Source organism: Paenibacillus tarimensis (assembly GCF_021532315.1).
Lineage (GTDB): Bacteria > Bacillota > Bacilli > Paenibacillales > Paenibacillaceae > Paenibacillus_I > Paenibacillus_I tarimensis.
Window position 1 is genome coordinate 20,959 of the sequence record NZ_JAKGAO010000006.1, and the last position, 21,015, is coordinate 41,973.

20 protein-coding genes are annotated in these 21,015 nt (G+C 53.2%); 17 read left to right on the forward strand and 3 right to left on the reverse strand.

What is annotated here, in order from left to right; genetic code table 11:
- The first annotated feature begins 8 nt into the window (after positions 1 to 8).
- The gene (locus tag L1N82_RS05210) at positions 9 to 686 is read left to right on the forward strand and encodes an AlkZ-related protein (RefSeq protein ID WP_235286325.1); all 678 of its coding nucleotides are present in this window, start codon (positions 9 to 11) and stop codon (positions 684 to 686) included.
- A 102-nt stretch (positions 687 to 788) separates the two neighbouring features.
- Here L1N82_RS05210 and L1N82_RS05215 read toward each other — a convergent pair whose 3' ends face one another.
- Positions 789 to 1,760, reverse strand: coding sequence for an NAD(P)-dependent alcohol dehydrogenase (locus L1N82_RS05215; RefSeq protein ID WP_235286326.1), 972 nt, complete (start codon positions 1,758 to 1,760; stop codon positions 789 to 791).
- Positions 1,761 to 2,625: 865 nt separating this feature from the next.
- On the opposite strand from L1N82_RS05215, the gene fabV reads away from it, so the two are divergent.
- From fabV to L1N82_RS05285, 14 genes are all read left to right on the forward strand, one after another.
- The gene (gene fabV / locus L1N82_RS05220; RefSeq protein WP_235286327.1) at positions 2,626 to 3,816 is read left to right on the forward strand and encodes an enoyl-ACP reductase FabV; all 1,191 of its coding nucleotides are present in this window, start codon (positions 2,626 to 2,628) and stop codon (positions 3,814 to 3,816) included.
- Positions 3,817 to 4,063: 247 nt separating this feature from the next.
- Positions 4,064 to 5,425 carry an adenosylmethionine--8-amino-7-oxononanoate transaminase gene (gene bioA / locus L1N82_RS05225; protein WP_235286328.1) on the forward strand — a complete coding sequence of 454 codons (1,362 nt, stop codon included), beginning with the start codon at positions 4,064 to 4,066 and terminating at the stop codon, positions 5,423 to 5,425.
- Positions 5,422 to 6,192, forward strand: a complete 771-nt coding sequence (bioD, locus tag L1N82_RS05230; protein ID WP_235286329.1) for a dethiobiotin synthase — start codon at positions 5,422 to 5,424, stop codon at positions 6,190 to 6,192. Before bioA ends, bioD begins: the two co-directional genes overlap by 4 nt.
- 15 nt (positions 6,193 to 6,207) lie before the next feature.
- Complete coding sequence (bioB, locus tag L1N82_RS05235; protein WP_235286330.1) at positions 6,208 to 7,206, forward strand: biotin synthase BioB; 999 nt, start codon at positions 6,208 to 6,210, stop codon at positions 7,204 to 7,206.
- Between the two features lie 18 nt (positions 7,207 to 7,224).
- A complete protein-coding gene (gene bioF, locus L1N82_RS05240; RefSeq protein WP_235286331.1) occupies positions 7,225 to 8,430 on the forward strand; it encodes an 8-amino-7-oxononanoate synthase in 1,206 nt (401 codons plus the stop codon).
- Complete coding sequence (locus L1N82_RS05245; protein ID WP_235286332.1) at positions 8,424 to 9,227, forward strand: alpha/beta fold hydrolase; 804 nt, start codon at positions 8,424 to 8,426, stop codon at positions 9,225 to 9,227. Before bioF ends, L1N82_RS05245 begins: the two co-directional genes overlap by 7 nt.
- Positions 9,190 to 10,002, forward strand: a complete 813-nt coding sequence (gene bioC, locus L1N82_RS05250; RefSeq protein WP_235286333.1) for a malonyl-ACP O-methyltransferase BioC — start codon at positions 9,190 to 9,192, stop codon at positions 10,000 to 10,002. The genes L1N82_RS05245 and bioC overlap by 38 nt, the downstream gene beginning before the upstream one ends.
- Positions 10,003 to 10,212: 210 nt before the next feature.
- Positions 10,213 to 11,538 carry an ABC transporter substrate-binding protein gene (locus L1N82_RS05255; protein ID WP_235286334.1) on the forward strand — a complete coding sequence of 442 codons (1,326 nt, stop codon included), beginning with the start codon at positions 10,213 to 10,215 and terminating at the stop codon, positions 11,536 to 11,538.
- A gap of 79 nt (positions 11,539 to 11,617) precedes the next feature.
- A complete protein-coding gene (locus tag L1N82_RS05260; protein ID WP_235286335.1) occupies positions 11,618 to 12,511 on the forward strand; it encodes a carbohydrate ABC transporter permease in 894 nt (297 codons plus the stop codon).
- Between the two features lies 1 nt (position 12,512).
- Positions 12,513 to 13,349 (forward strand): carbohydrate ABC transporter permease, encoded by an 837-nt coding sequence (locus L1N82_RS05265; protein WP_235286336.1) that lies wholly within the window; start codon positions 12,513 to 12,515, stop codon positions 13,347 to 13,349.
- An 85-nt stretch (positions 13,350 to 13,434) separates the two neighbouring features.
- Complete coding sequence (locus L1N82_RS05270; RefSeq protein ID WP_235286337.1) at positions 13,435 to 14,058, forward strand: CGNR zinc finger domain-containing protein; 624 nt, start codon at positions 13,435 to 13,437, stop codon at positions 14,056 to 14,058.
- Positions 14,059 to 14,193: 135 nt separating this feature from the next.
- Positions 14,194 to 15,081 (forward strand): pyridoxamine 5'-phosphate oxidase family protein, encoded by an 888-nt coding sequence (locus L1N82_RS05275; protein ID WP_235286586.1) that lies wholly within the window; start codon positions 14,194 to 14,196, stop codon positions 15,079 to 15,081.
- A gap of 14 nt (positions 15,082 to 15,095) precedes the next feature.
- Entirely contained in the window at positions 15,096 to 15,464 is a 369-nt protein-coding gene (locus L1N82_RS05280; RefSeq protein WP_235286338.1) for a hypothetical protein, read from the forward strand.
- 262 nt (positions 15,465 to 15,726) lie between these two features.
- Positions 15,727 to 16,584 (forward strand): class II fructose-bisphosphate aldolase, encoded by an 858-nt coding sequence (locus L1N82_RS05285; RefSeq protein WP_235286339.1) that lies wholly within the window; start codon positions 15,727 to 15,729, stop codon positions 16,582 to 16,584.
- A gap of 88 nt (positions 16,585 to 16,672) precedes the next feature.
- Here L1N82_RS05285 and L1N82_RS05290 read toward each other — a convergent pair whose 3' ends face one another.
- The gene (locus L1N82_RS05290; protein WP_235286340.1) at positions 16,673 to 17,881 is read right to left on the reverse strand and encodes a threonine synthase; all 1,209 of its coding nucleotides are present in this window, start codon (positions 17,879 to 17,881) and stop codon (positions 16,673 to 16,675) included.
- Positions 17,882 to 18,057: 176 nt separating this feature from the next.
- Here L1N82_RS05290 and panD point away from each other — a divergent pair, with 176 nt between their 5' ends.
- Positions 18,058 to 18,468 (forward strand): aspartate 1-decarboxylase, encoded by a 411-nt coding sequence (gene panD / locus L1N82_RS05295; protein ID WP_235286341.1) that lies wholly within the window; start codon positions 18,058 to 18,060, stop codon positions 18,466 to 18,468.
- A gap of 81 nt (positions 18,469 to 18,549) precedes the next feature.
- On the opposite strand, the gene L1N82_RS05300 is transcribed toward panD, so the two are convergent.
- A complete protein-coding gene (locus L1N82_RS05300) occupies positions 18,550 to 19,449 on the reverse strand; it encodes a DMT family transporter (protein ID WP_235286342.1) in 900 nt (299 codons plus the stop codon).
- A 113-nt stretch (positions 19,450 to 19,562) separates the two neighbouring features.
- Between L1N82_RS05300 and L1N82_RS05305 the strand changes: the two genes are divergently transcribed.
- Positions 19,563 to 20,975 (forward strand): aminotransferase-like domain-containing protein, encoded by a 1,413-nt coding sequence (locus tag L1N82_RS05305; RefSeq protein ID WP_235286343.1) that lies wholly within the window; start codon positions 19,563 to 19,565, stop codon positions 20,973 to 20,975.
- Positions 20,976 to 21,015 lie beyond the last annotated feature (40 nt).

Genomic DNA, 21,015 nt, shown 5'->3' on the forward strand with positions numbered 1-21,015 from the left:
AGTTGACGATGAATTCTTTAGCTTACGGTGAATTTGTAAAATTGATAGAGAAGCATAAGATCCTGCCCTTTTCCGGCTTTGTTCCGGAATACCCGTCCTTAACAGCTGCAGCATCCGGCAATGATTGGCACACTGGAACCGAAACAGATCCATGGCTATGGCGGATACGAGTGGTCGAAGACGGTGTTGCTGCGTATGGTAAGTTCTTTAGTGAAAAAGCCTGCTTTATACATAGAGAATTTTTTCCTGCAGTCAGGTCCATCCTTTCATCGGGCAAGACGGTTGATGAACGATACCAGGATGGTCTCCTTTCAAGAACGGCTTACCACCTGTATAAAGTGCTGCGCGAGCATGGAAATATTGATTCGCGGAATTTACGGAAAGCGGCAGGCTTGCATACCAAAGAGAGCAAAAGGGAATACGAAAAATCACTTGTTGAGCTTCAGAATTACGGTGATGTGGTCATCACTGGAGCAGCGCAGCAAAATGATCATACTTCAGGCTGGAGCAGCATGTGTTACCAACCTTCAGATGTATGGTTGAGTTCAATTCAAGCAAATGATGTAAGTGTTCCGATCGACGATGCGAAGAAACAGTTGATAGCCGAGTTATTAAACAGCTGCTCAGCTAAATCTCTTAAGTTTTTCGCAAAGAAATTGCGGCTCTCTGAACTTGAAGTCCATTGAAAAAGAGCAATCACATAATCTTGTGACGGCGAAACTGGCTTGAATAGAAGCAGCGGTAGAACTGGACTAAATAGAGTCCCGGACTACCGCTGTTGTATTGAATTACCCCAAACTAATGACCACATTTCCTTTTTTGTGACCTTTGTCAACATACCTGTGAGCTTCAACAATTTGTTCAAGGGGATAGCGGCGGTCAATGACCGGCTTGAGTTTCCCCGCTATTACAAGGTCTTTAAGAAACTCGAGTGCCTCCGCGGTTTCAGGTGAATTTTGTGCCAGCAGAATCTTCTTCTTGCTCGTCAATTTTGCCCAGAGCATCCGCAGGTCAGGTACAGGTTCGGTAATATTGATGTAGACACCGTTGTTGGTTAATGAATTCATACAATTAGCAAAGGAGCTCTTGTTCACCGCTTCAAATATGACATCGAATCTCGCTCCTTGGGCGGAGAAGTCCTCTGTTGTGTAATCAATGACTTCGTCAGCCCCTAGAGCCTTGACCATCTCTACATTTAAGGTGCTGCACAACCCCGTCACATGCGCCCCAAGGTATTTGGCAAGCTGCACCGCGTAGGTTCCTACACTCCCTGAAGCTCCATAAATAAGAACCTTTTGCCCGCTTCGTACATTCGCTTTTCTTAGATAATGCAGTGCTGTGCGAGCGCCGATGGGAATGGCTGCGGCTTCCTCAAAGCTGATATTATCGGGCTTTATGACGACCGCCCCATTCTCAGGCAGACATTTATACTCGGAATAGGCTCCAAAGTCGTTCAACGTGGCCGCAAAAACTTGATCTCCCTTCTCAAACCGTTTTACAGCTGCGCCGACCGCCACTACCTCTCCCGCCAACTCCATTCCCAATATCGGCCGCTTTGGTCTTCTTAATCCGAGCGCAATCCGGGCTGGAAGCCAAACCGAACGCGGAACCGTGAAACTCCGGGTCCTGATATCTGCTACGGTTACCGTTGTCGCAAATACTTTCACGAGGATTTCATGATCCTTCGGCACTGGTTTTTCAAATTCCTTGATTTGAAGAACATCAGGCGGACCATACTTCGGACAAACAACCACTTTCATAAAATCCCTCCTCGTTAGTAAAGCCATTTTCTTCGTATGGAACTCTTCAGGAATAGTCTATCCGACAGGTATAAAAAGCCAATAAACACATTCTAAAAAAAGTATAAAGAACGAACGGAGTACAACAGATGGCGCAAACCGGGAATCCCCCTAGGGGAGTTTGCGGTGCAAGGGTGATTTTCCTCACAGGATAATTAGGTTTACAGGCAAAGGAAATCAGTATTCCTCCCGATAACGAATAAACGGCCGGCCTGTTATGATTCAGACATCACCAAGGGATACAGCACATGTGTAAACGCAGACGATACGTAAATGTACATCTTATGGTTATGCAGCTTCCGGTATGCGGATCATTTAAATCAGCCTTCGTCTGGTACTCCAGGGGGACGATTCTATTCTGTAATGAAACTGAGCGACGTTATTTCGCTAAAAACCAAAGAAATTAAGCGAAATCTTTCCAATAGGGCTGCTGAGCTTCCTTACAGTTGAGAGTGCCTCGAAATGATGCAATTAGCGTGTGTCAGTTTCGTTAGCCGGGCAGAGAAGGGTCAGGAGGTGATGGTGTCGCATAAACGGCGGCCTGGTAAAAATAGGTGGATGCAGGACAGCCCGCGAATCATGGGGCGGTAACAAGGTGGGGCATTTCCCGCGTCTCATAGGGCCGCAGCAAGATCGGTCACTTGTCGGGTAAGGACTAGCAGGCTGGAGCTTCCTGCTGAAGCAGCAGAAATTCATGACCGCAGCTCTATGGTCTTGGTACTCATTGAGGCAAATGCTTGCTATAATAGGATACAGCTATAGCTTTTAAGGCATTTAAGTCAGATGAAAAAATGCCGAAATTCAGGTAGAGAGAGGCATGGAATACATGATCATTAAACCCAGAACACGCGGCTTTATATGCACAACCTCCCATCCGGTAGGATGCGGGCGTCAAGTCGAGGAACAAATCCGTTACATAAAGGGCAAGCCTGCAATCCAAGGTCCGCAAAATGTGCTTGTTATCGGGGCTTCCACGGGATACGGGTTGTCGGCCCGGATTGCGGCAGCTTTTGGCGCGGGCGCGAACACAATCGGCGTTTTCCGGCCAAGCGCCGGAAGCGAGAAGCGTACCGCTTCGGCTGGCTGGTACAACTCCGCCGCATTCGAAGAGGCAGCCCGTCAGGCAGGCCTGAAATCCTGCAGCGTAACCGGTGACGCCTTCGCTGACGAGACCAAGGACCATGTCATTGACGTTATTCGTCAGGAGCTGGGCCAGGTGGATCTTGTCGTGTACAGCGTCGCTTCCGCGCGCCGCAATGACCCTGAGACCGGTGAACCGGTGAACTCCGTTCTGAAGCCGATCGGCCAGCCCTACAGCAACAAGACGGTCAATTTCCATACCGGAGAAGTGACGGACATCACAATTGAGCCTGCCACCGACGAAGAGATCAAGAATACGGTTACTGTTATGGGAGGCGATGATTGGGAGCGGTGGATGACCCGGCTGCAGGAAGCGGGTGTGCTCGCTGAAGGCGTCCGGACGGTCGCATTCTCCTATATCGGCTCGGACATTACCCAGGCTGTATATCGGCAGGGCTCCATCGGACGCGCGAAGGACGATCTGGAAGCGACCGCCGGCCATTTGACCGATAAGCTTAGTGCTCTTCATGGACAAGCTTATGTGGCTGTGAGCAAGGCGCTTGTGACCCAGTCCAGCTCCGCCATCCCGGTAGTGCCGCTGTATATCTCGGCTCTCTACAAGGTGATGAAGGAGAAGGGCCTGCATGAAGGAACGATCGAGCAGATGTACCGGCTGTTCTCAGGCTTCTTGTATAATGGCAGTGAAACACCGGTTGATGAGAAGGGACGCATCCGGATTGATGACTGGGAGCTTCGGGAAGACGTGCAGGATGAAGTCAAGCGGATTTGGGAGCAGGTGACGACGGACAATATTCACGAGATTACCGATCTTGAAGGCTACCGCCGCGAATTTTTTCAGCTGTTCGGCTTCGAGACCGAGAATGTTGACTACGATGCGGATGTAAATCCGGATGTAAAGGTAGAGAACTTGCGGTAATCTTCAGATTGTAAAATAGCTAGACAAAAGCTTATTTGACCCGTTATGTACGGGTCTTTTTTCGTTGTCCCAGGCTGAAGAAAGCGGTGCTTCCGTTCTGCTTCGGCCTGGGATTTTTGTGCGCGAGAGGGGCCATATTGGAAAAAAATGCTGTACAAGCGGTATCTGTCGAGCTAAAATCTACACATATGTTAACCTAATTATTCATAGAATGGTTAACAAATAATTTAAAGGTGGAGGGCATTCGATGGATTCACGGTATGAAAGGCTTGCTGACTGGGATAAATCCTATGTCTGGCATCCTTTTACCCAAATGAAGGATTATAACCGGACAGACCCGCTGATCATCGAACGGGGCGAGGGCATCATGCTGTACGATGTGCAGGGACGCGCTTACTATGATGGTTTCTCATCGGTTTGGCTCAATGTTCACGGGCACAATGTGCCGGAGCTCAACCGGGCTGTTGAAGAGCAGCTGGGAAGGGTGGCGCATTCGACGCTCCTCGGGATGGCGAACGTGCCGGCTGTCGAGCTGGCGGAGAAGCTGGTCCGCATCGCGCCTGCAGGGCTGACCAAAGTATTCTACTCGGATTCGGGCGCCACGGGAGTTGAGATTGCCATCAAGATGGCTTTTCAATATTGGCGCAACACTGGTGTCCCGGGCAGGACAAAGTTCATTACGATGAACCAGGCTTACCACGGAGATACCATCGGGGCTGTAAGCGTTGGATCGATTCCGCTATACCACGAGACGTTTCGTCCGATGCTGTTCCCCTCTTATACGGTTCCATATCCGCATGCCTACCGCCATGAGGGCGGTGCAGCCGGCGCAATGGAAGAGACGCTGTCGCAGCTGGAGAGTCTGCTTCGGACTAGCGGAGATGAGATCGCGGCGCTGATCGTGGAGCCGATCGTCCAAGGGGCGAGCGGTATGATCGTGATGCCGCCAGGCTGTCTGCGCAGGATGGCAGGCTTGTGCCGGGAGTACGGTGTGCTGCTTATCGCCGATGAGGTGGCAACAGGCTTCGGGAGAACAGGCGCCATGTTTGCCTGCCAGCTGGAGGATGTATCTCCGGATCTGATGGTGGTCGGCAAAGGCTTGACGGGCGGCTATCTGCCGGTGGCGGCAACCTTGGCGTCGGACCTTGTGTACAATGCGTTCTATGCTGATTACGAGGAGCAGAAGACATTTTTCCACGGCCATTCCTTTACCGGAAACCCTCTCGGATGCGCGGTGGCGATAGCCAGCCTCCGGCTCATGGAGGAGCGGGGGATCGTCGAAGCGGTGGACGGCAAAGCCGCCTTGACAGCGGGCAGGCTGGCACCGCTTGCGGACCGGCCGCATGTCGGAGATATCCGGCAGAAGGGACTTATGATCGGCATAGAGCTGGTGCGGGATAAAGCGGCCAAAACGCCTTACGAATGGGCGGACCGGATCGGAGTCCGGGTCTGCATGCGGGCGCGGGAGCTCGGGATGCTGACACGTCCGTTCGGCAACGTGGTGGTGTTCATTCCGCCGCTTGTCAGCTCGGAGACAGAGCTTGCCGCCATGCTGGACATTCTGGCGGAAGCCATCATCGCCGTGACGGAGAAAGGATGGGGAGCATGAGCAGCGTGGAAACCGTTCGCGGCTCAGCTGCGAAGAAGCCCTTATTTCCGGGCCTGTTCGTTGCGGGAACAGACACCGGCGTAGGCAAGACACTGGTAACGGCCGCCCTCGCCGCCGCTCTGCGTGAGGAAGGGCGAAACATCGGCGTGTGGAAGCCCGTCCAGTCGGGAGTGCTTATTGGGAGCGGCGCGAGCGACGCGGAGCGCCTGCTTCAGGGCTCTGGAGTTGAAGAGCGGCCTGAAGCCGTGGCTTCCTTTACCTTCGAAGAACCGCTGACCCCAGTCTTGGCGGCGGAACGGGCGGGAGTCGATCTGTCTATGGATGATCTCTTAGTACCAGGCATCCGGCTTGCCGAACGATATGGCGGCGGCCTGCTGGTTGAAGGGGCGGGCGGGGTGGCTGTTCCGCTGACGAAGGATGCACTGGTAATCGATCTGATCGTCAGGCTCGGACTGCCTGTGCTCATCGCAGCCCGGTCCGGTCTCGGTACGATTAATCACACCTTGCTGACGGCTGAAGCGTTAAGGGCCCGGGGAATCCCGGTCGTCGGGGCTGTCTTGAATGATGGAGCAGCGGGAATGCCTGCGGATGATCCCAGCGTCAGCTCTAATGCGGCTATGATTGAGAAGTACGGAGGAATCAAGGTCTTGGGGAGGCTGCCAAGACTGAATGGCGAAGCGGGCCCGGTACAGCTGGCTGATAAAGTCCGACGGTCGCTGGATCTGGAGCGGGTCCGCCGGCTGCTTGATGAAGGCAAGATAAACTAAGGGAGGAAGAGAACGATGAAGCTGGAGATCACTAATACGGATTGGAGCCTGCTGGCGGATAAAGCGCTGAGCGGGGAATGCCTGAGCATGGAGGAGGGGCTGTCCGTGCTCCGGGCGGATGACGACGAGGTGCTTCCGCTCCTGCAGGCTGCCTTCAAGGTGCGCAAGCATTATTACGGCAAGAAGGTCAAGCTGAACATGATCATCAATGCGAAGAGCGGCCTGTGTCCGGAGGACTGCGGCTACTGCTCGCAATCGATCGTTTCGACGGCTCCGGTTGCCAAGTATACCCTGCTGGATAAGGATACGCTGCTTGCTGGCGCACGGGAAGCGATGGCCCGCCAAGCGGGCACTTATTGTATCGTGGCGGCCGGCAAGGGCCCGACGGACAGGGAGCTGGACCAGGTAGTGGATGCGGTGAGGGAAATCCGGGCGACCATGCCGCTCAAAATTTGCGCCTGTCTCGGCATTCTGAAGGAAGAGCAGGCTGGCAGGCTGGCTGAAGCGGGTGTGCACCGGTATAACCACAATCTGAACACCAGCAAGGAGAATTATCCTTCCATTACAACCACACATACATATGACCAGCGGGTGGAAACGCTGGAGAAGGTAAAAGCGAAAGGCATGTCTCCCTGCTCTGGCGTCATCATCGGCATGGGAGAGACAGATGAAGAGATCGTGGAGATGGCCTATGCCCTGCGTGAGCTGGATGCGGACTCGATCCCGATTAACTTCCTGAATGCGATACCGGGAACCCCGCTTGCTGATGCCGGACGCACCCCGGCGATGAAGGCGCTCAAGGTGCTGGCGCTGTTCCGGCTGATCTGCCCATCGAAGGAGCTCCGGGCGGCAGGCGGACGCGAGGTGAATCTCCGTTCTCTCCAGCCGCTGTCTCTGTATGCGGTGAATTCCCTGTTCGTGGGCGATTACCTGACAACGGACGGGCAGGATGTCTCTATTGACCACCAGATGATCGAGGACCTGGGCTTCGAGATTGAGCAGTGCGCCTTGTAAGGCCGGGTGATCTGGACGATGAGCTTGAGATGGATGGATGATGAATTAGAGCGCCGCGCCGCGGAAGCATCGGAACGGAAGCTGCGGGACCGCTTGAGGGATCCGGGCGGTTCAGGCCGCCTGCTGCAGCAGGAGACCGGCAGCTCCGGCAGTACCAGGCTGCTGGACCTGTCCTCGAACGACTACCTGGGCTTGGCCGGCCACCCGGCAATAGCGGAAGCGATGCGTGAAGCGCTGCTGACGGGCGGCACAGGCGCCGGGGCTTCGCGGCTCGTGACGGGCAACCATCCCGTCTTCGGGCAGCTGGAGGAGGCGGTTGCGGCTTGGCAGGGCTGCGATGCGGCCCTGATATTCGCAAACGGCTATATGGCGAATGCGGGGGTAATCAGCGCTGTTGCAGGACGGGGAGATGCCGTGTTCAGCGACAGGCTGAACCATGCGAGCATAACCGATGGCATTGTGCTGAGCCGCGCGGAGCATGTCCGGTACCGGCATAACGACATGGAGCACCTGCGCGCCCTGCTGGAGAAGCACAAGCATGCGCGCCGCAAGCTGATTGTAACGGATGCGGTGTTTTCCATGGATGGGGATCAGGCTCCTCTCAGGGAGCTGGCCGAGCTGAAGCGGGAGTACGGCGCAATGCTGATGGTGGATGAAGCACACAGCGGAGGCTTATACGGACAGTTCGGAGAAGGCTTGTGCCGTGCAGCAGGTGTGCAGGATATGGTGGATATCCACATGGGGACATTCAGTAAAGCGTTTGGCGTCTATGGCGCCTACGTGTGCGGCAGCCATACGCTGATCCGCTGGCTGGTGAACAAGGCCCGTCCGCTGATCTATTCGACGGCTCTTCCCCCATGCCTTGTTGCGGGGGTGCTTAAGTCGCTGGAGCTGGTGCAGACCGAGCATTGGCGACGGGAGCAGCTGTCCGGCAGCGGCAGGCTGTTCCGTTCAGCGCTGCGGGAGGCGGGCTTGGCGGCGGGAGAGGGAGATTCGCCAATCATCCCGCTGATTCTTGGCGGCAACGCCGAGGCGCTTCACGTAAGCACCGCTCTGGAAGACGAAGGGATAGCGGCTGTGGCGATCCGTCCGCCTACCGTGCCGGAGGGCACGGCGCGCATCCGGTTCTCCCTGTCGGCTGCCCACAGCAGGGAGGAACTGACGGATGCCGTGAAGATAATTATTCGGGCTGCACGCCGGGCAGAAGGAGGCGGGGAATGCTGAACCGCTATTCGTCTTATACAGGCCCGAAGAAGAGAGGCACCGTCTTATGGCTTCCCGGCTGGGGCATGCCGGGGACCATATTTGACGGACTCCGCGCCCGGCTGCCAGAATTCCGCCATGCCGCCGCTGACTTCAGCCGGGCGGAATCGCTGGAGGCGATCTTCGCCGCTGCTGCCAAGGCGGCAGCGAAAGCCCATGCCGCCGAGCCGGAAGGACCGCCTGGCCCGCTGCTCATCGCCGCTTGGTCCATGGGCGGACTGCCGGCACTGCGGCTGGCCGCAGCGGGAATGGCGGACGGTCTGCTGCTAATAGCGTCCACGGGCCGTTTCGCCCGCCCAAGGGCAGAGCGGGACAAGGGCTGGCCTGACGCGGTGATCCGGCAGATGCAGAGGCGCCTTGAATCAGACCGGGCGGCGGTCGAAAGCCAGTTCCGCGAAGCCATGTTTACGGAGGAGGAATGGGCGGCAGGCTGCCAGAATGGTCTGCCGCCGCTGGGCGGTCCCGAAGCATGGACGACGCCTGCGCTTCTGGCCGGACTTCAGCTTCTGCAGGACGAGAACACTCTGCCCCTGCTGCCCGCTGTCCGCTGTCCGTCTCTGATTATGCACGGCACGCTGGACCGGATCTGCCCGTATGGCGCGGCGGAAGAACTGGCGGCTCTGCTGCCTGGGGCCAGGCTTCTCCCAATGGAAGGAGCAGGACATGTTCCGTTCCTCTTGAGGGAAGCGGAAGCGGCCGAAGCTTTTAGGGGGTGGTGGGATGAGCGGCAGACTGAATCGCATACGCAGACAGTTTGACCGAAGCGCGTCAGGTGGCTATGAAATCCACGCAGCGGTGCAGAGAACAATGGCCGGGAACCTTGCAGCCGGGCTGCCGCATCCTCAAGGGCTGGAGGATGTGCTGGAGATTGGCTGCGGAACAGGGTTTCTTACCGAGAAGCTGGCAGGCGGGGCTTACCGCACCGTGACGGCCTTGGATCTTGCCCCTTCCATGCTGGAGGCAGCCGGGCGGCGGACAGCGGGTACGCCCGCGGACATCTGCTTCGTGCTGGCCGACGCCGAAGAGTGGGCCGCAGAGCCGGTCAGGAAAGCCGAATATGATTTGATCGTCTCCAGCGCCTGCTTCCAATGGCTGGAGCGTCCGGCCGAGACGATCGGCCATCTGCACCGGCTGCTGCGGCCGGGAGGGATGCTTGCATTCGCGACCTTCGGGCCGGGCACCTTCCGGGAGCTTCACGAAGCTTTTGCCCGTGCCTACGCAGCGCTCGGCCTGAAGCCAGAACGGCATGGATTATCGTTCCGGGAACCGGAAGAATGGCAGGCTGATCTCCTAAACGCGGGCTTCTCCCATGTACGCTTCGAACGATCCGAACAGGCAAAGCTTTACGCTTCCGTTCCCGGCTTTCTCCATGCGGTGAAGGGGGTTGGGGCCAGCGTATCGGAGGCTGCGGAGCGGCCTGGTCTAGGCTCCAGAAGACTGTTTCTGGATATGTTCCGCAGGTACGAAGAGCGTTACGGAACCCCAGAGGGAATCACGGCGACGTATGAGCTGATTTATTTTCAAGCGGAATAGTCTGTATCATGCAAATTCTAAAGGCACCGGCTTTATTTTGAGCTGGCGCCTTTTTGCCGTGTATGCGCCCCATCGTAAACAAAGTGATGAAAATGTAATGATTTGGTTATTAATAAAATCGTTGATGGTAACGCTTACCTCTGCATATACATAGACCATAACATGATTATTCAGACAACAGCGGGTTCAAAAAGCAGAGGAGGTCAATGGATGAAGAAGTGGTTAATGGGTTTGCTGATGGTGAGCATGGCGGCCGTACTGTTCGGCTGCAGCAGCGGTACCTCGTCAACGGGTGAAGTATCCGTGCTGGATGACGGGGCAGGCGAAGAGGCGGTGAAACTAAAATACTGGACATTCGTTGAGCTGCATGGCCAGCATTTTCAGTCGATGCTTAAGAACTGGAACGAGGATCATCCTGATCGTCAGATCAAGCTGGAAGTAACGGTTATGCCATATGACGACATGCACAACAAGCTGTCCATCGCTCTTCAGACCGGTCAAGGGGCGCCTGACATTTCGGATATTGAGGTGGGGAAATTCCCCGACTTCTTGAACGGCACGCCGCAGCTGGAGCCGCTTAACGATGTCGTGGAGCCTTATAAGGAGTCCATCGTCCAGTCGAGACTGGATCTCTACACGAAGGATGGGACAATCTACGGTCTTCCTACGCATGTCGGAGCGGCGGTTGCCTTTTATAACACGGAGATTCTGGAAGAGGCAGGTGTAGACTACAAATCCATTGTTACCTGGGAGGACTACAAGAAGGCGGGCATGGCGGTTTATGAGAAGACGGGCAAGTATATGGGTACAGCGGATACAAGTGCCGGGTGGCAGCTGTCGATGATGCTGGCGCAGCAGGGAAGCGATTTTACGGATGCTGAGGGCAAGCCGGTCGTCAATTCTCCGGAAATGATCAAGGGGCTAGACATTCTGAAGGATCTGCAGAAGAATAATGTCCTTGCCACGATAGCCGGCGGCCAGCCTGATACAGAGGAGGCTTATGGCGAGTTCAACACAGGGAACTATGCCAGCGCCATGATGCCGTTCTGGTTCATGTCGCGCTACGTGAACTATATGCCGGATTTGCAGGGTAAAATCGCGATTGCGCCGATCCCGGTTATCGAGCAGGGGATGCCGCCATCCTACGGAGGCGGAGGAACCGGGACAGTCGTCACTAAGCAGACCAAGGAAGCTCAGCTGGCCAAGGACTTCCTGGCATACGCGAAGCTGACGCTTGATGCCAACATCAACATCTGGAATACCCTTGGCTTTGACCCCGTTAATACGGAGCTGTGGACACAGGAAGACATTACGCATAACAAGGATAACAAGTTCGTCCAGTATTTTCAGAACAACCCCTTTGAGGTGCTGAATGAGATTAAGGACGGCATCTCGCTGATCAAATCAACACCTGCTTCGCCAACGATCAACAATGAGCTGTATACGACGACGCTGAATGAAATTTTTGAGAATGACCGGGATGTTACGGAAGCGCTTAACGCAGCACAGAGCCAGATTGAGCAGCAATTGAAGTAATCCGGCAGCAGTCCGGATTCATTTAGCTACCTTGAAGGTTCAAGGTAGCTTTTACTTCCAATCCAAGGAGGGCTGTGCTGTGGTCAAACGCTTTCTCTATTCGCAAAAGGCTGCCCCGTATGTCTTTGTTCTGCCGTTTGTGCTGGTCTTCCTCGTATTCTGGCTGTACCCGCTCGCAAGCTCCGTGGAGATGAGCTTCCAGAAGGTGATGCTTGGACAGTCCGCGCAGTGGGTCGGATTTGACAATTATGCCAAGCTGATTGATGACTCGATGTTTCTGAAGGCAGTCATGAACAGTGTGATCTATACGGTATTGACCTTGGTCATCCTCATTCCGTTACCGATGCTATTCGCGGTGCTGATTAATGCCAAATTCATGTGGGGGCGCGAGCTGTTCAAGTCGGTCTTCTTCTTCCCGGCGCTTACCTCTGTAGTTGTGGCAGGCACGATCTTCCGGCTCATGTTCGGGGAGATGGAGGGCTCGCTGATCAACAGCTTCTTAGCCCTGTTCGGCGTAGAGCCGGTCAAGTTTCTCAAAGGGCATGTGACCGGCTTTATTGCGCTGCTGTCTCTGGCCGTCTGGCGCTGGATGGGCGTGAACATCCTGTATTTTCTCGCGGGGCTGAAGAACATACCGGAGGATTACTACGAGGCTGCCTCGATTGACGGCGCGTCGACGTTCCAGAAATTCAGGCACATCACCATTCCCTTGCTCAAGCCAACAACCATATACGTTCTCACAATCAGCATCTACGCCGGCATGGCCATGTTCGTCGAGAGCCTCATGCTGTGGAATGGCAACAATTCGCCGCAAAATATCGGTCTGACCATTATTGGTTATCTGTACCGACAGGGGATCGAGAAAAACAATCTTGGGTTTGCGGCGACAGTCGGGCTTGTGCTGCTCCTCGTCACCATGATCATCAACCTGACGCAGCTGGCATTATCAGGCCTTTTCAGGAAGGAGTCATAAGATGGAAAGCAGGGAGCGTCTAAGTAAAATTCTTCTCTTCGTCTTTTTCAGCTTGTTAAGCCTGCTTGTACTACTGCCTTTCTACGCCATTGCGATTGCGTCGTTCAAGCCGGGCAAGGAGCTCATCCGTTATGGCCTTAATCTGCAGCTGGATTTCTCCATCATGAGCTTGGATAACTACGTCTTCTTATTCTCCGGCCAGCATGACTATTTTACTTGGTTTACTAATTCCATGCTGCTCACTATTCTGCAGGTCGCCTTGACCTTGATTACCAGCGCAGCTGTCGCTTACGGCTTTACGGCCTATGATTTTAAAGGCAAAACGCCTTTGTTTATCTGCGTCCTGATGATTATGATGGTACCGTTTGAAATCTTGCTGCTGCCGCTGTACCGTCTGATTTTTAACCTGGGACTGATGAATACCTATTCGTCGATTATTCTGCCAGGCATTGCGAGTGCCTCGACGATCTTCTTCTTCCGGCAGTATCTGCTTGGTGTTCCAAGGGAGATGATTGCAGCGGGCCGGGTCGATGGCGCCAGTGAATACGGAATATTCCTGCGCTTAATTCTGCCGGTCATGAAGCCAGCCTTCGCGGCAATGGGTATTTTGAATGCAATGGGCAGCTGGAATAACCTGCTGTGGCCGTTCATGGTGCTGAGCAACTCAAGCAAATTTACACTGCCAATCGGGTTGAAAACGCTGCTAACGCCATACGGCAACAACTATGACCTGCTAATCGTCGGCTCCTTTTTCTCGATTATCCCGATCTTTATTTTGTTCGTAATGTTCCAGAGGTATTTTATTGACGGGATGACAGCGGGTGCGGTGAAGGGATGAAGGACGGAGATCTGGGGCTTTCGGCTGGGCTATTCCTGAAAGAAAGGCTATAATAGAGCGATAATAGTTCCGAGGAGTCCTTGATATGCCCAAAAAGATACCCCCTTCCTTTTATTTTATAGGGAATCATCCAGCCCTTGATTTCATTAATACGAAAATTGCAGCTGATGGCAAGCCGCTGGATTTGCTGGGTTCTTATAATGACGTTCTGGAATGGCTGGTCCTTGTGAATTTTTTTACTCCAGAGCAGATTGAAGCCGCAGGTCAAAAGTGGGGACAAGAGAAATGCGAATCGCTTGTAGCGGGCGCTGTGGCACTAAGAAGCAGCATGCTCACGATGGTCCAAAAAGGGATGAAGAATGAGGACATCGTCAAAGAGGACATCGAATCTGTAAACAGCATTCTAAAAGAGCAGGTCATCACAACCAGGCTGCTCAGGGACGGCCGTACGTTCACGGCCGCGCGTGAGACTGCTATCCGGCAGCCGGTTGATCTGCTCATTCCCGTAGCGGAGGCTGCCGTTGATCTGTTCACGCATTACGATCCCGGGCTTGTCAAGAAATGCGAAAATCCGGATTGCGTCCTGTACTTTTATGATAACAGCAAGAACAGTACCCGCCGGTGGTGCAGCCAAAAAACTTGCGGTAACCGTATGAAGGTAGCGGCTTACCATGAACGGCGCAAAAATAGCGGTTCCGAAGAGTCCTAGCAAACAGCTAGGGCTTTTATTATGAAGATTTCGTTTAATACCCAAAATTAGTGTATACAGGTTAAATCAATAATTATATAATACCCATATGAATTTAATGATGGTTAATAAAAGGAGGTGAAAACGTTGAGCAGTGTGTATCATGCTGGTGAATTAGCTGTACAAAGACTGGCAGGGGAAGAATTGCTGGCGGAGAGGAACCGCGCAAGCATAAAGCAGGTGATTTCAAAAGGGGCGTCGGCATTCCTCCAGAGTCAAACCATCGTCATCGTTTCAACTGCCGGAGAAGACGGCAAGGTATGGTGTTCCTATCTGACCGGTGAGCCAGGATTTATCAAGGTGATGGCTGAATCGGAGTTGTTGATCGCTTCAAGCTGTCCCGAGAGTGATCCTGTCGGCAAAAACCTGCAGTCGAACCCAGCGGTCGGCCTGCTCTTCATTGACTTCAACCGAAGAATCAGACTGAGAATCAACGGGAGAGGAGCCATCCATTCTGGGAGGGGGCTTTCAGTACAGACAGAGCAGGTGTACGGAAACTGCCCCAAGTATATACAGAAGAGGCTGCTGCAGACGTCCGGGTCGTATCATCGGCTGGAGAAGCAGGCGTACCGCAGCTCAAAGTTAAGTCCACAGCAGCAGGAATGGATACGCCGGGCGGATACCTTCTTCATTGGCAGCAGTGGCCAAGAGGGGAGCATGGACGCCTCGCACCGGGGCGGGCCAGCGGGATTTGTGCAGATTACGGACAGAGGCACCCTTATGTTTCCGGATTACTTCGGAAATTCCATGTTTAATACGCTTGGGAATATCCATCTCAATCCCAATACCGGGCTGCTATTTATTGACTTTAAAGCAGGACATTCGCTGCAGCTGACCGGACGGTCCTACATTATCTGGAATGAGGATCAGGCTTCTCTGCCGCCGGGTGCGGAGCGGATGGTCAGGTTTGAGATGGATGAATTTTTAACTATTGAGAATGAGACGCCAATCAACTGGGTTCTTAGCGGAGATCAGAATATATAATGGAGGTTATGGGGATGACAACGACTAATAAATTTGTGATTATAATTCAAGCAGATCAACAGGATATAGGCAAGGCGGTTCATGGATTGTTATACGGGCAGGAGCTGCACGAAGAGGGATTCGAGGTGGAGATTCTTTTTGACGGAGCGGGGACACAATGGCCGGGTGAATTAGCCAAGGCGGAGCATTCATTTAATGGATTATATAAGCAGGTTATGAAGTCGGGTATTATCCGTGGCGGCTGTCAAGCATGCTCAGCGTTCTTCGATACCGCCGGTGATCTTGGGGAAGCAGGAATGTCCCTGGTCGGGAGCGATAAGTCAGGCGGGCATATTCCTTTTGCGCAGTATATCAAGGATGGTTTCCTGCCGATTGTTCTGTAATTAGCGCAGCATCCGTACAATTAATGCGGAATAAGCCGCGGCATAGTTTATGCTGCGGCTTATTCCTATGCCGGTGCTATATGTCGGCAGGCCAGATTGAATAATGAAATCAACCGTATTATGTACATAATGAAGAAAGTAATAGAACGTCCATACTTTATGCTCTTGATTTTTTTTGTTCAAATAAAGTTGATTTTACTGGACTCATAGTAAATGTGTATAATACACTTGGATAGGTAATTACTTTGAGGGAGGATTTACAATGGCATTAGTTTCCATGAAAGACATGCTGAACAAAGCTCTACAAGAAGGTTACGCTGTTGGTCAATACAACATCAACAACCTGGAGTGGACACAAGCGATCCTGGCTGCGGCTGAAGAGGAAAAATCACCAGTTATTCTGGGTGTTTCCGAAGGTGCGGCTCGTTATATGGGAGGCTTCACAGTTGTAACTTCAATTGTTAAATCGCTGATCGAGGAAATGAAGATTACAGTTCCTGTGGCGATTCACCTGGACCATGGCTCCAGCGTAGAGAAGTGTAAGGCAGCGATTGATGCCGGCTTCACTTCCGTTATGATTGACGCTTCGCATGATCCGTTCGAACAAAACGTGAAAACGACCAGCGAAGTTGTTGCATACGCGCACGAGCGCGGTGTATCCGTTGAAGCCGAGCTTGGAGTAGTTGGCGGACAAGAGGATGATGTAATCGCTGACGGTGTTATCTACGCAGATCCTAAGGAGTGCAAAGAGCTCGTAGAGCGTACAGGTATTGATTGCCTCGCTCCTGCTCTTGGTTCCGTTCATGGTCCTTACAAGGGCGAACCGAACCTGGGCTTCAAAGAGATGGAAGAGATCTGCCAAATGATAAAGCTGCCGCTCGTTCTTCATGGCGGCACAGGCATTCCTACTGATCATATCAAGAGAGCGATTTCGCTCGGTACGGCTAAGATCAACGTCAATACCGAGAACCAAATCGCATTCACCAAGGTTGCTCGTGAAATCCTGACTAAGGATCTCGAAGTTTACGATCCGCGTAAATTCCTGGCACCAGGCCGCGATGCAATCAAGCAAACGGTTGCCGGCAAAATGCGTGAGTTTGGTTCCTCGAACAAAGCTTAATAGCATAACTGAAGTGCAAGAAGGATTGGACAAGCTGTCCAATCCTTTTTGTTATGGGTAAGCCCGGCACCGAATGTCTGCTAAACCTTTACTTAACTGCTCGCAGCCAGTCCTGATAAGTCTTGACGACAGGCAGGCTCGCTGCAAGCTTCCACGGCATGTATTTCATGGCATGTGACGTATTAAACAGGACAACCTCATCATTCGGACGAATCCAGCCTTGGTCAATAAGCCGGGTCAGACCGGCCAGCGCTGCCGCTCCTTCGGGGGAAGCGGATATCCCCTGCCTGCCATAGGCAGCCCCGGCCTGCAGAATTTCCTCTCTAGAGACAGCTATTGCAATCCCGCCCGACTCACGAAGAATAGACAGAATTAAGTGACCATCAGGGGGATGTGGTACTCGCATGCCTGTGGGACTGGAATCGACATGCCCGCTCTGTGGCTTGAATCCGCTGCCGCTCGCCATGGAATCAACAAGCGGCTGGCATCCGGCTTCCTGTACGCTTACCATTCTCGGCAGATCACCTTGAATAAAGCCTAATTGCTTGAGCTGCTGAAAAGCATTCCACATGCCAATTACACCTGAGCCGCCGCCTGTAGGATAGATGATGACGTCCGGCAGTCTCCAGCCCAGCTGTTCGGACAGCTCAAGGCCCATCGTTTTCTTGCCCTCCGCTCTGCCAGGCTCCTTCAGTGTCCCCACGTTATACCAGCCTTGTTCCTGCTGCCCGTCTATGATGATCTTCCCGGCGTCATGAATGAATCCATCGACCAAACACGTATGGGCGCCATATTGTACACATTCTTCAACAATGATACCGGGGCAGTCCCGGGGGACAAACACGTAGGCCTCCATCCCAGCATATGCTGCATATGCTGCTAAAGCTGATGCCGCATTGCCGTTTGAGTTGACTGCTACCTTATTAATGCCGTACTCACGGGCAATGGAGAGCGCAGCCGAGAAGCCGCGTGCCTTGAAGCTGCCTGTCGGATTCTGCTCCTCCCTCTTCACCCACAGCTTTCCCAAGGGCAGCAGACGCTCGGCATAATGCAGCCGGATTAGTGGCGACCAGCCTTCTCCAAGTGAGATAATGCTGTCCTTACTCTGTACGGGCAGAAGCTCCCGGTACCTCCACATGGATGTAACTCTATGCTTGAGGCTTTCCTTGGTAAGGGTTCGGCGAGCTCGTTCCAAGTCATATTCGACCAGCAGGGTCCCGCCGCAGCGGCATCTGCTTGTTCCTGGCTGGAAAGAAAGTCGTAGTCCGCAAGCGCGGCATAGAAAGCCGTAATTCATTACCTGAGGTCCTCCTGTCAAGTCGGATATAACCTTTAACAGCTTATGTTCATCCCAATAGACAGTGTGGATATAAGGCAGGGGTGTGTAAAATTCATCTCCTGCCCAGGCAGCCTCGTATGCTGTGAATAGTTTAATGTAGGTGACCTTGCTGGAAAGAGAGGGATTAATTCATTTTGCAAAGACTGATGTGCAAGGGAAAGATTCATAGAGCGACGGTGACGGAAGCGAGCCTCGACTATGTGGGCAGCATAACGATTGATTCAGCGTTAATGAAGGAAGCCAATATCCACCCTTATGAGATGGTGCAGGTCACCAGCCTGCGTAATGCAGCGCGATGGAAAACCTATGCCATACCGGGAGGGGAAGGTACCGGCAAGATTTGTCTAAACGGACCGCCTGCCCATCTGTTTCAGCCTGGAGACCTGGTTATTATTCTGAGCATGGGGATGTTTGAGGAAGAGGAAGTCAAGCGGCTTGTGCCTCGGGTTGTATTTGTGGATTCCAATAACCGGATTACCCGGTGCGAGGACCATCCCTTATTTAACGATAAGGGAGCGGTTAACTGGCAGGACTTACAACCGTGATAAAGTAACCGAATACCATGTGCTAAGAGGCGCAGCCGCAATAGTGAGACCACTGCCGCACCTGGCACGCAGCAAGAGTAATTAACCCCATCTTCTCATCATTATGGTGCGCAGTGCCCCTATATTAACCAGGACGGTCCCCGCAATGATGGTAAGTGCCCCGATGATCGATAGCCAGGTCAGCTTCTCCTGATAGAGAGCAGCACCTGCTGTTAAGGCAATAAGAGGCGAGACATACAGCCAGGTAGATGGAAATACCGGGTTGGTCTTGCTGACCAAATACATGTACAGGCTGTGTCCTACAATAGAGCCGACAACGATCAGGTAGCTGATTGATCCGAGGAATGCAGGTTGAACGACGGCCGTCCACCGAACCTCCTCGGTACATAGGGATAGCACGAGAAGCAGGAGTCCGCCATGCATCATCTGGACGGCATTGGCGGCGAGGGGGGATGTCTTCGTCCGCTCTCTTGCCGTCTGTGCATACAGTGTACCCCCGGCATAGAAAACTTCTCCTGCAATAATTGTCAGACAGCCAAGCAGCCACAGGCTGCTATTGGATACCGAAAGGCTGGGCAGAATGAGCAGCAATACCCCCAGGATTCCTACCATACAGCCGGCCATAGCGGCCGGCTTCAGCTTTTGCCCTAGGATAAAGGTCTGCATCAGCATAATCATCAGGGTGCCGTTCGCAGACAGAACCGAAGCCATCCCGGAGGAGACATGCTGCTCCGCCCAATAGAGTGCACCAAAGGTACCGAATGTCAGTCCGATGCCCATCAGCAGCAGATCACGGCTTATCAGCAGCTTAAGGGGGATTCTCTCCTTGATCCGCATTACCAGGAACAGAATAACCCCTGCTGTGAAGAAGCGAAGTCCCCCTGCAAAGAAAGGCGCCACTCCGGCATCGACCCCGATCTTGATCACCAGAAAGGTTGTGCCAAATATGAGGCACATTACTGCATAATTTACTACAATCATCGATATCCCCTCCATGGAAGTCATCATAACCGGAATACGGCAGAACAGATGGCAAAGAATAGAACAGATGAAGCATTCATGTGATAAACTTGTCGGGAGAGGAGGCGCAAGCGGTGAGTTATTTATCAAGAAAGAAGGGCCAGTCCTATCTGTTTGAACAGGTCTACGATCTGCTTGTACAGCGTATTGAACGGCGGGAATGGAAAGCGCATGAGAAGCTGCCGTCAATCCGGCAGCTGGCGCTGGAGCTGCAGGTTCACCGGCTGACGGTGTTTAAGGCCTTCCAGCAGCTGAAGCAGCAGAACAAGGTCTATGTCAAAGACAAAGCAGGCTATTATGTTCAGGCTGGCATCGCACAGGAAGAATATAGTGATGAGCCGCTTGTAAATGCTTATCCGAAGCAGAACCTTCTGTCCGCCCTTCAATCGGCAGCCGTTGATTATCATTTGACCCAGGCCTTGATTGACCCCAGCCTGCTGCCGAACCAATACTTCTCTGACTATGTCAAAAAGGTGTTTGACCTGTATCCGAAGGTACTGTCCACCTATGCGCCGGTTGAAGGAGATAGTGAATTACGGGATTCGCTCGCCCGTTATTTTACGCGGACCTGCAGGACTTACGTATCTCCGGAGCAGCTACTGATCACGACAGGCGCACAGCAGGCCATTCATCTGATCGCGCTGTCCTTCCTTAAGCCAAGAGACGTTGTTATGCTCGAGCGTCCCAGCTACAGCGCGGCCATCGATACATTCAGGGCACAGGGGGCTCATATTGTAACCACTGATATTACTGAATCCGGCTATGATATGGATGCGCTTGAACTGACTATGAAAGCCTGCAGGCCAAGGCTGTTCTATATGAATCCAACCTTCCACAACCCTACGGGCGCCGTGGTGCCCGCGGATCAGCGCAAGAGACTGGTCGAGCTGGCCGAGCAGTACCGCTGTCTGATTATTGAGGACGATACCTACCCTGATATCTATTTTGAGAATAAGCCCGTCCCCCCTGTCTATACGTTCGATACAGCAGAATCTGTTGTATATATTAGAAGCTTCAGCAAATACGTCTCTCCCGGTCTTCGGATCGCTGCGGTTATCTGCCCGCCAGTTCTGATGAACGTACTGGTGACGGCCAAGTCACTGGCGGATAACGGTTCACCCTTGCTGAATCAGAAGATCTTCCTGCATTATTTTGAGTCAGACCGGCTGCAGCAGCACTTTGACAAGCTTAGGATTGCGCTGCAGATTCGCAAGGAAGTGATGGAGGAGGAATTGTCCCGTACGGACTGGAAGTGGGTCAGTCCCGGGGGCGGCCTGAACCTTTGGGTTCAGCTTCCTGCAGAACAAGATGTTAACCGGCTGCTTGCCTCTGCCCTTGAACGCTCTGTGTCCTTTGTCCCGGGCAGCTACTTTGATTCCGAGAATAGAACGTCCACGCATATTCGCTTAAGTTATTCGTATCTTAACGAGACCCGGCTGAGAGAAGGGATAAGACGTCTGGTGGAGGCGGGGAGGATATACAATTAGAAGGAATTGGATGGGCGCAGAGGGAACTTGTTAGGTTGTA

Bases quoted from the DNA above. Each gene is read 5' to 3' on its own strand.
- L1N82_RS05210 (WP_235286325.1), top strand. From the start codon at position 9: ATGAATTCTTTAGCTTACGGTGAATTTGTAAAATTGATAGAGAAGCAT.
- L1N82_RS05215 (WP_235286326.1), bottom strand. From the start codon at position 1,760: ATGAAAGTGGTTGTTTGTCCGAAGTATGGTCCGCCTGATGTTCTTCAA.
- fabV (WP_235286327.1), top strand. From the start codon at position 2,626: ATGATCATTAAACCCAGAACACGCGGCTTTATATGCACAACCTCCCAT.
- bioA (WP_235286328.1), top strand. From the start codon at position 4,064: ATGGATTCACGGTATGAAAGGCTTGCTGACTGGGATAAATCCTATGTC.
- bioD (WP_235286329.1), top strand. From the start codon at position 5,422: ATGAGCAGCGTGGAAACCGTTCGCGGCTCAGCTGCGAAGAAGCCCTTA.
- bioB (WP_235286330.1), top strand. From the start codon at position 6,208: ATGAAGCTGGAGATCACTAATACGGATTGGAGCCTGCTGGCGGATAAA.
- bioF (WP_235286331.1), top strand. From the start codon at position 7,225: ATGAGCTTGAGATGGATGGATGATGAATTAGAGCGCCGCGCCGCGGAA.
- L1N82_RS05245 (WP_235286332.1), top strand. From the start codon at position 8,424: ATGCTGAACCGCTATTCGTCTTATACAGGCCCGAAGAAGAGAGGCACC.
- bioC (WP_235286333.1), top strand. From the start codon at position 9,190: ATGAGCGGCAGACTGAATCGCATACGCAGACAGTTTGACCGAAGCGCG.
- L1N82_RS05255 (WP_235286334.1), top strand. From the start codon at position 10,213: ATGAAGAAGTGGTTAATGGGTTTGCTGATGGTGAGCATGGCGGCCGTA.
- L1N82_RS05265 (WP_235286336.1), top strand. From the start codon at position 12,513: ATGGAAAGCAGGGAGCGTCTAAGTAAAATTCTTCTCTTCGTCTTTTTC.
- L1N82_RS05270 (WP_235286337.1), top strand. From the start codon at position 13,435: ATGCCCAAAAAGATACCCCCTTCCTTTTATTTTATAGGGAATCATCCA.
- L1N82_RS05280 (WP_235286338.1), top strand. From the start codon at position 15,096: ATGACAACGACTAATAAATTTGTGATTATAATTCAAGCAGATCAACAG.
- L1N82_RS05285 (WP_235286339.1), top strand. From the start codon at position 15,727: ATGGCATTAGTTTCCATGAAAGACATGCTGAACAAAGCTCTACAAGAA.
- L1N82_RS05290 (WP_235286340.1), bottom strand. From the start codon at position 17,881: ATGAATTACGGCTTTCTATGCCGCGCTTGCGGACTACGACTTTCTTTC.
- L1N82_RS05300 (WP_235286342.1), bottom strand. From the start codon at position 19,449: ATGATTGTAGTAAATTATGCAGTAATGTGCCTCATATTTGGCACAACC.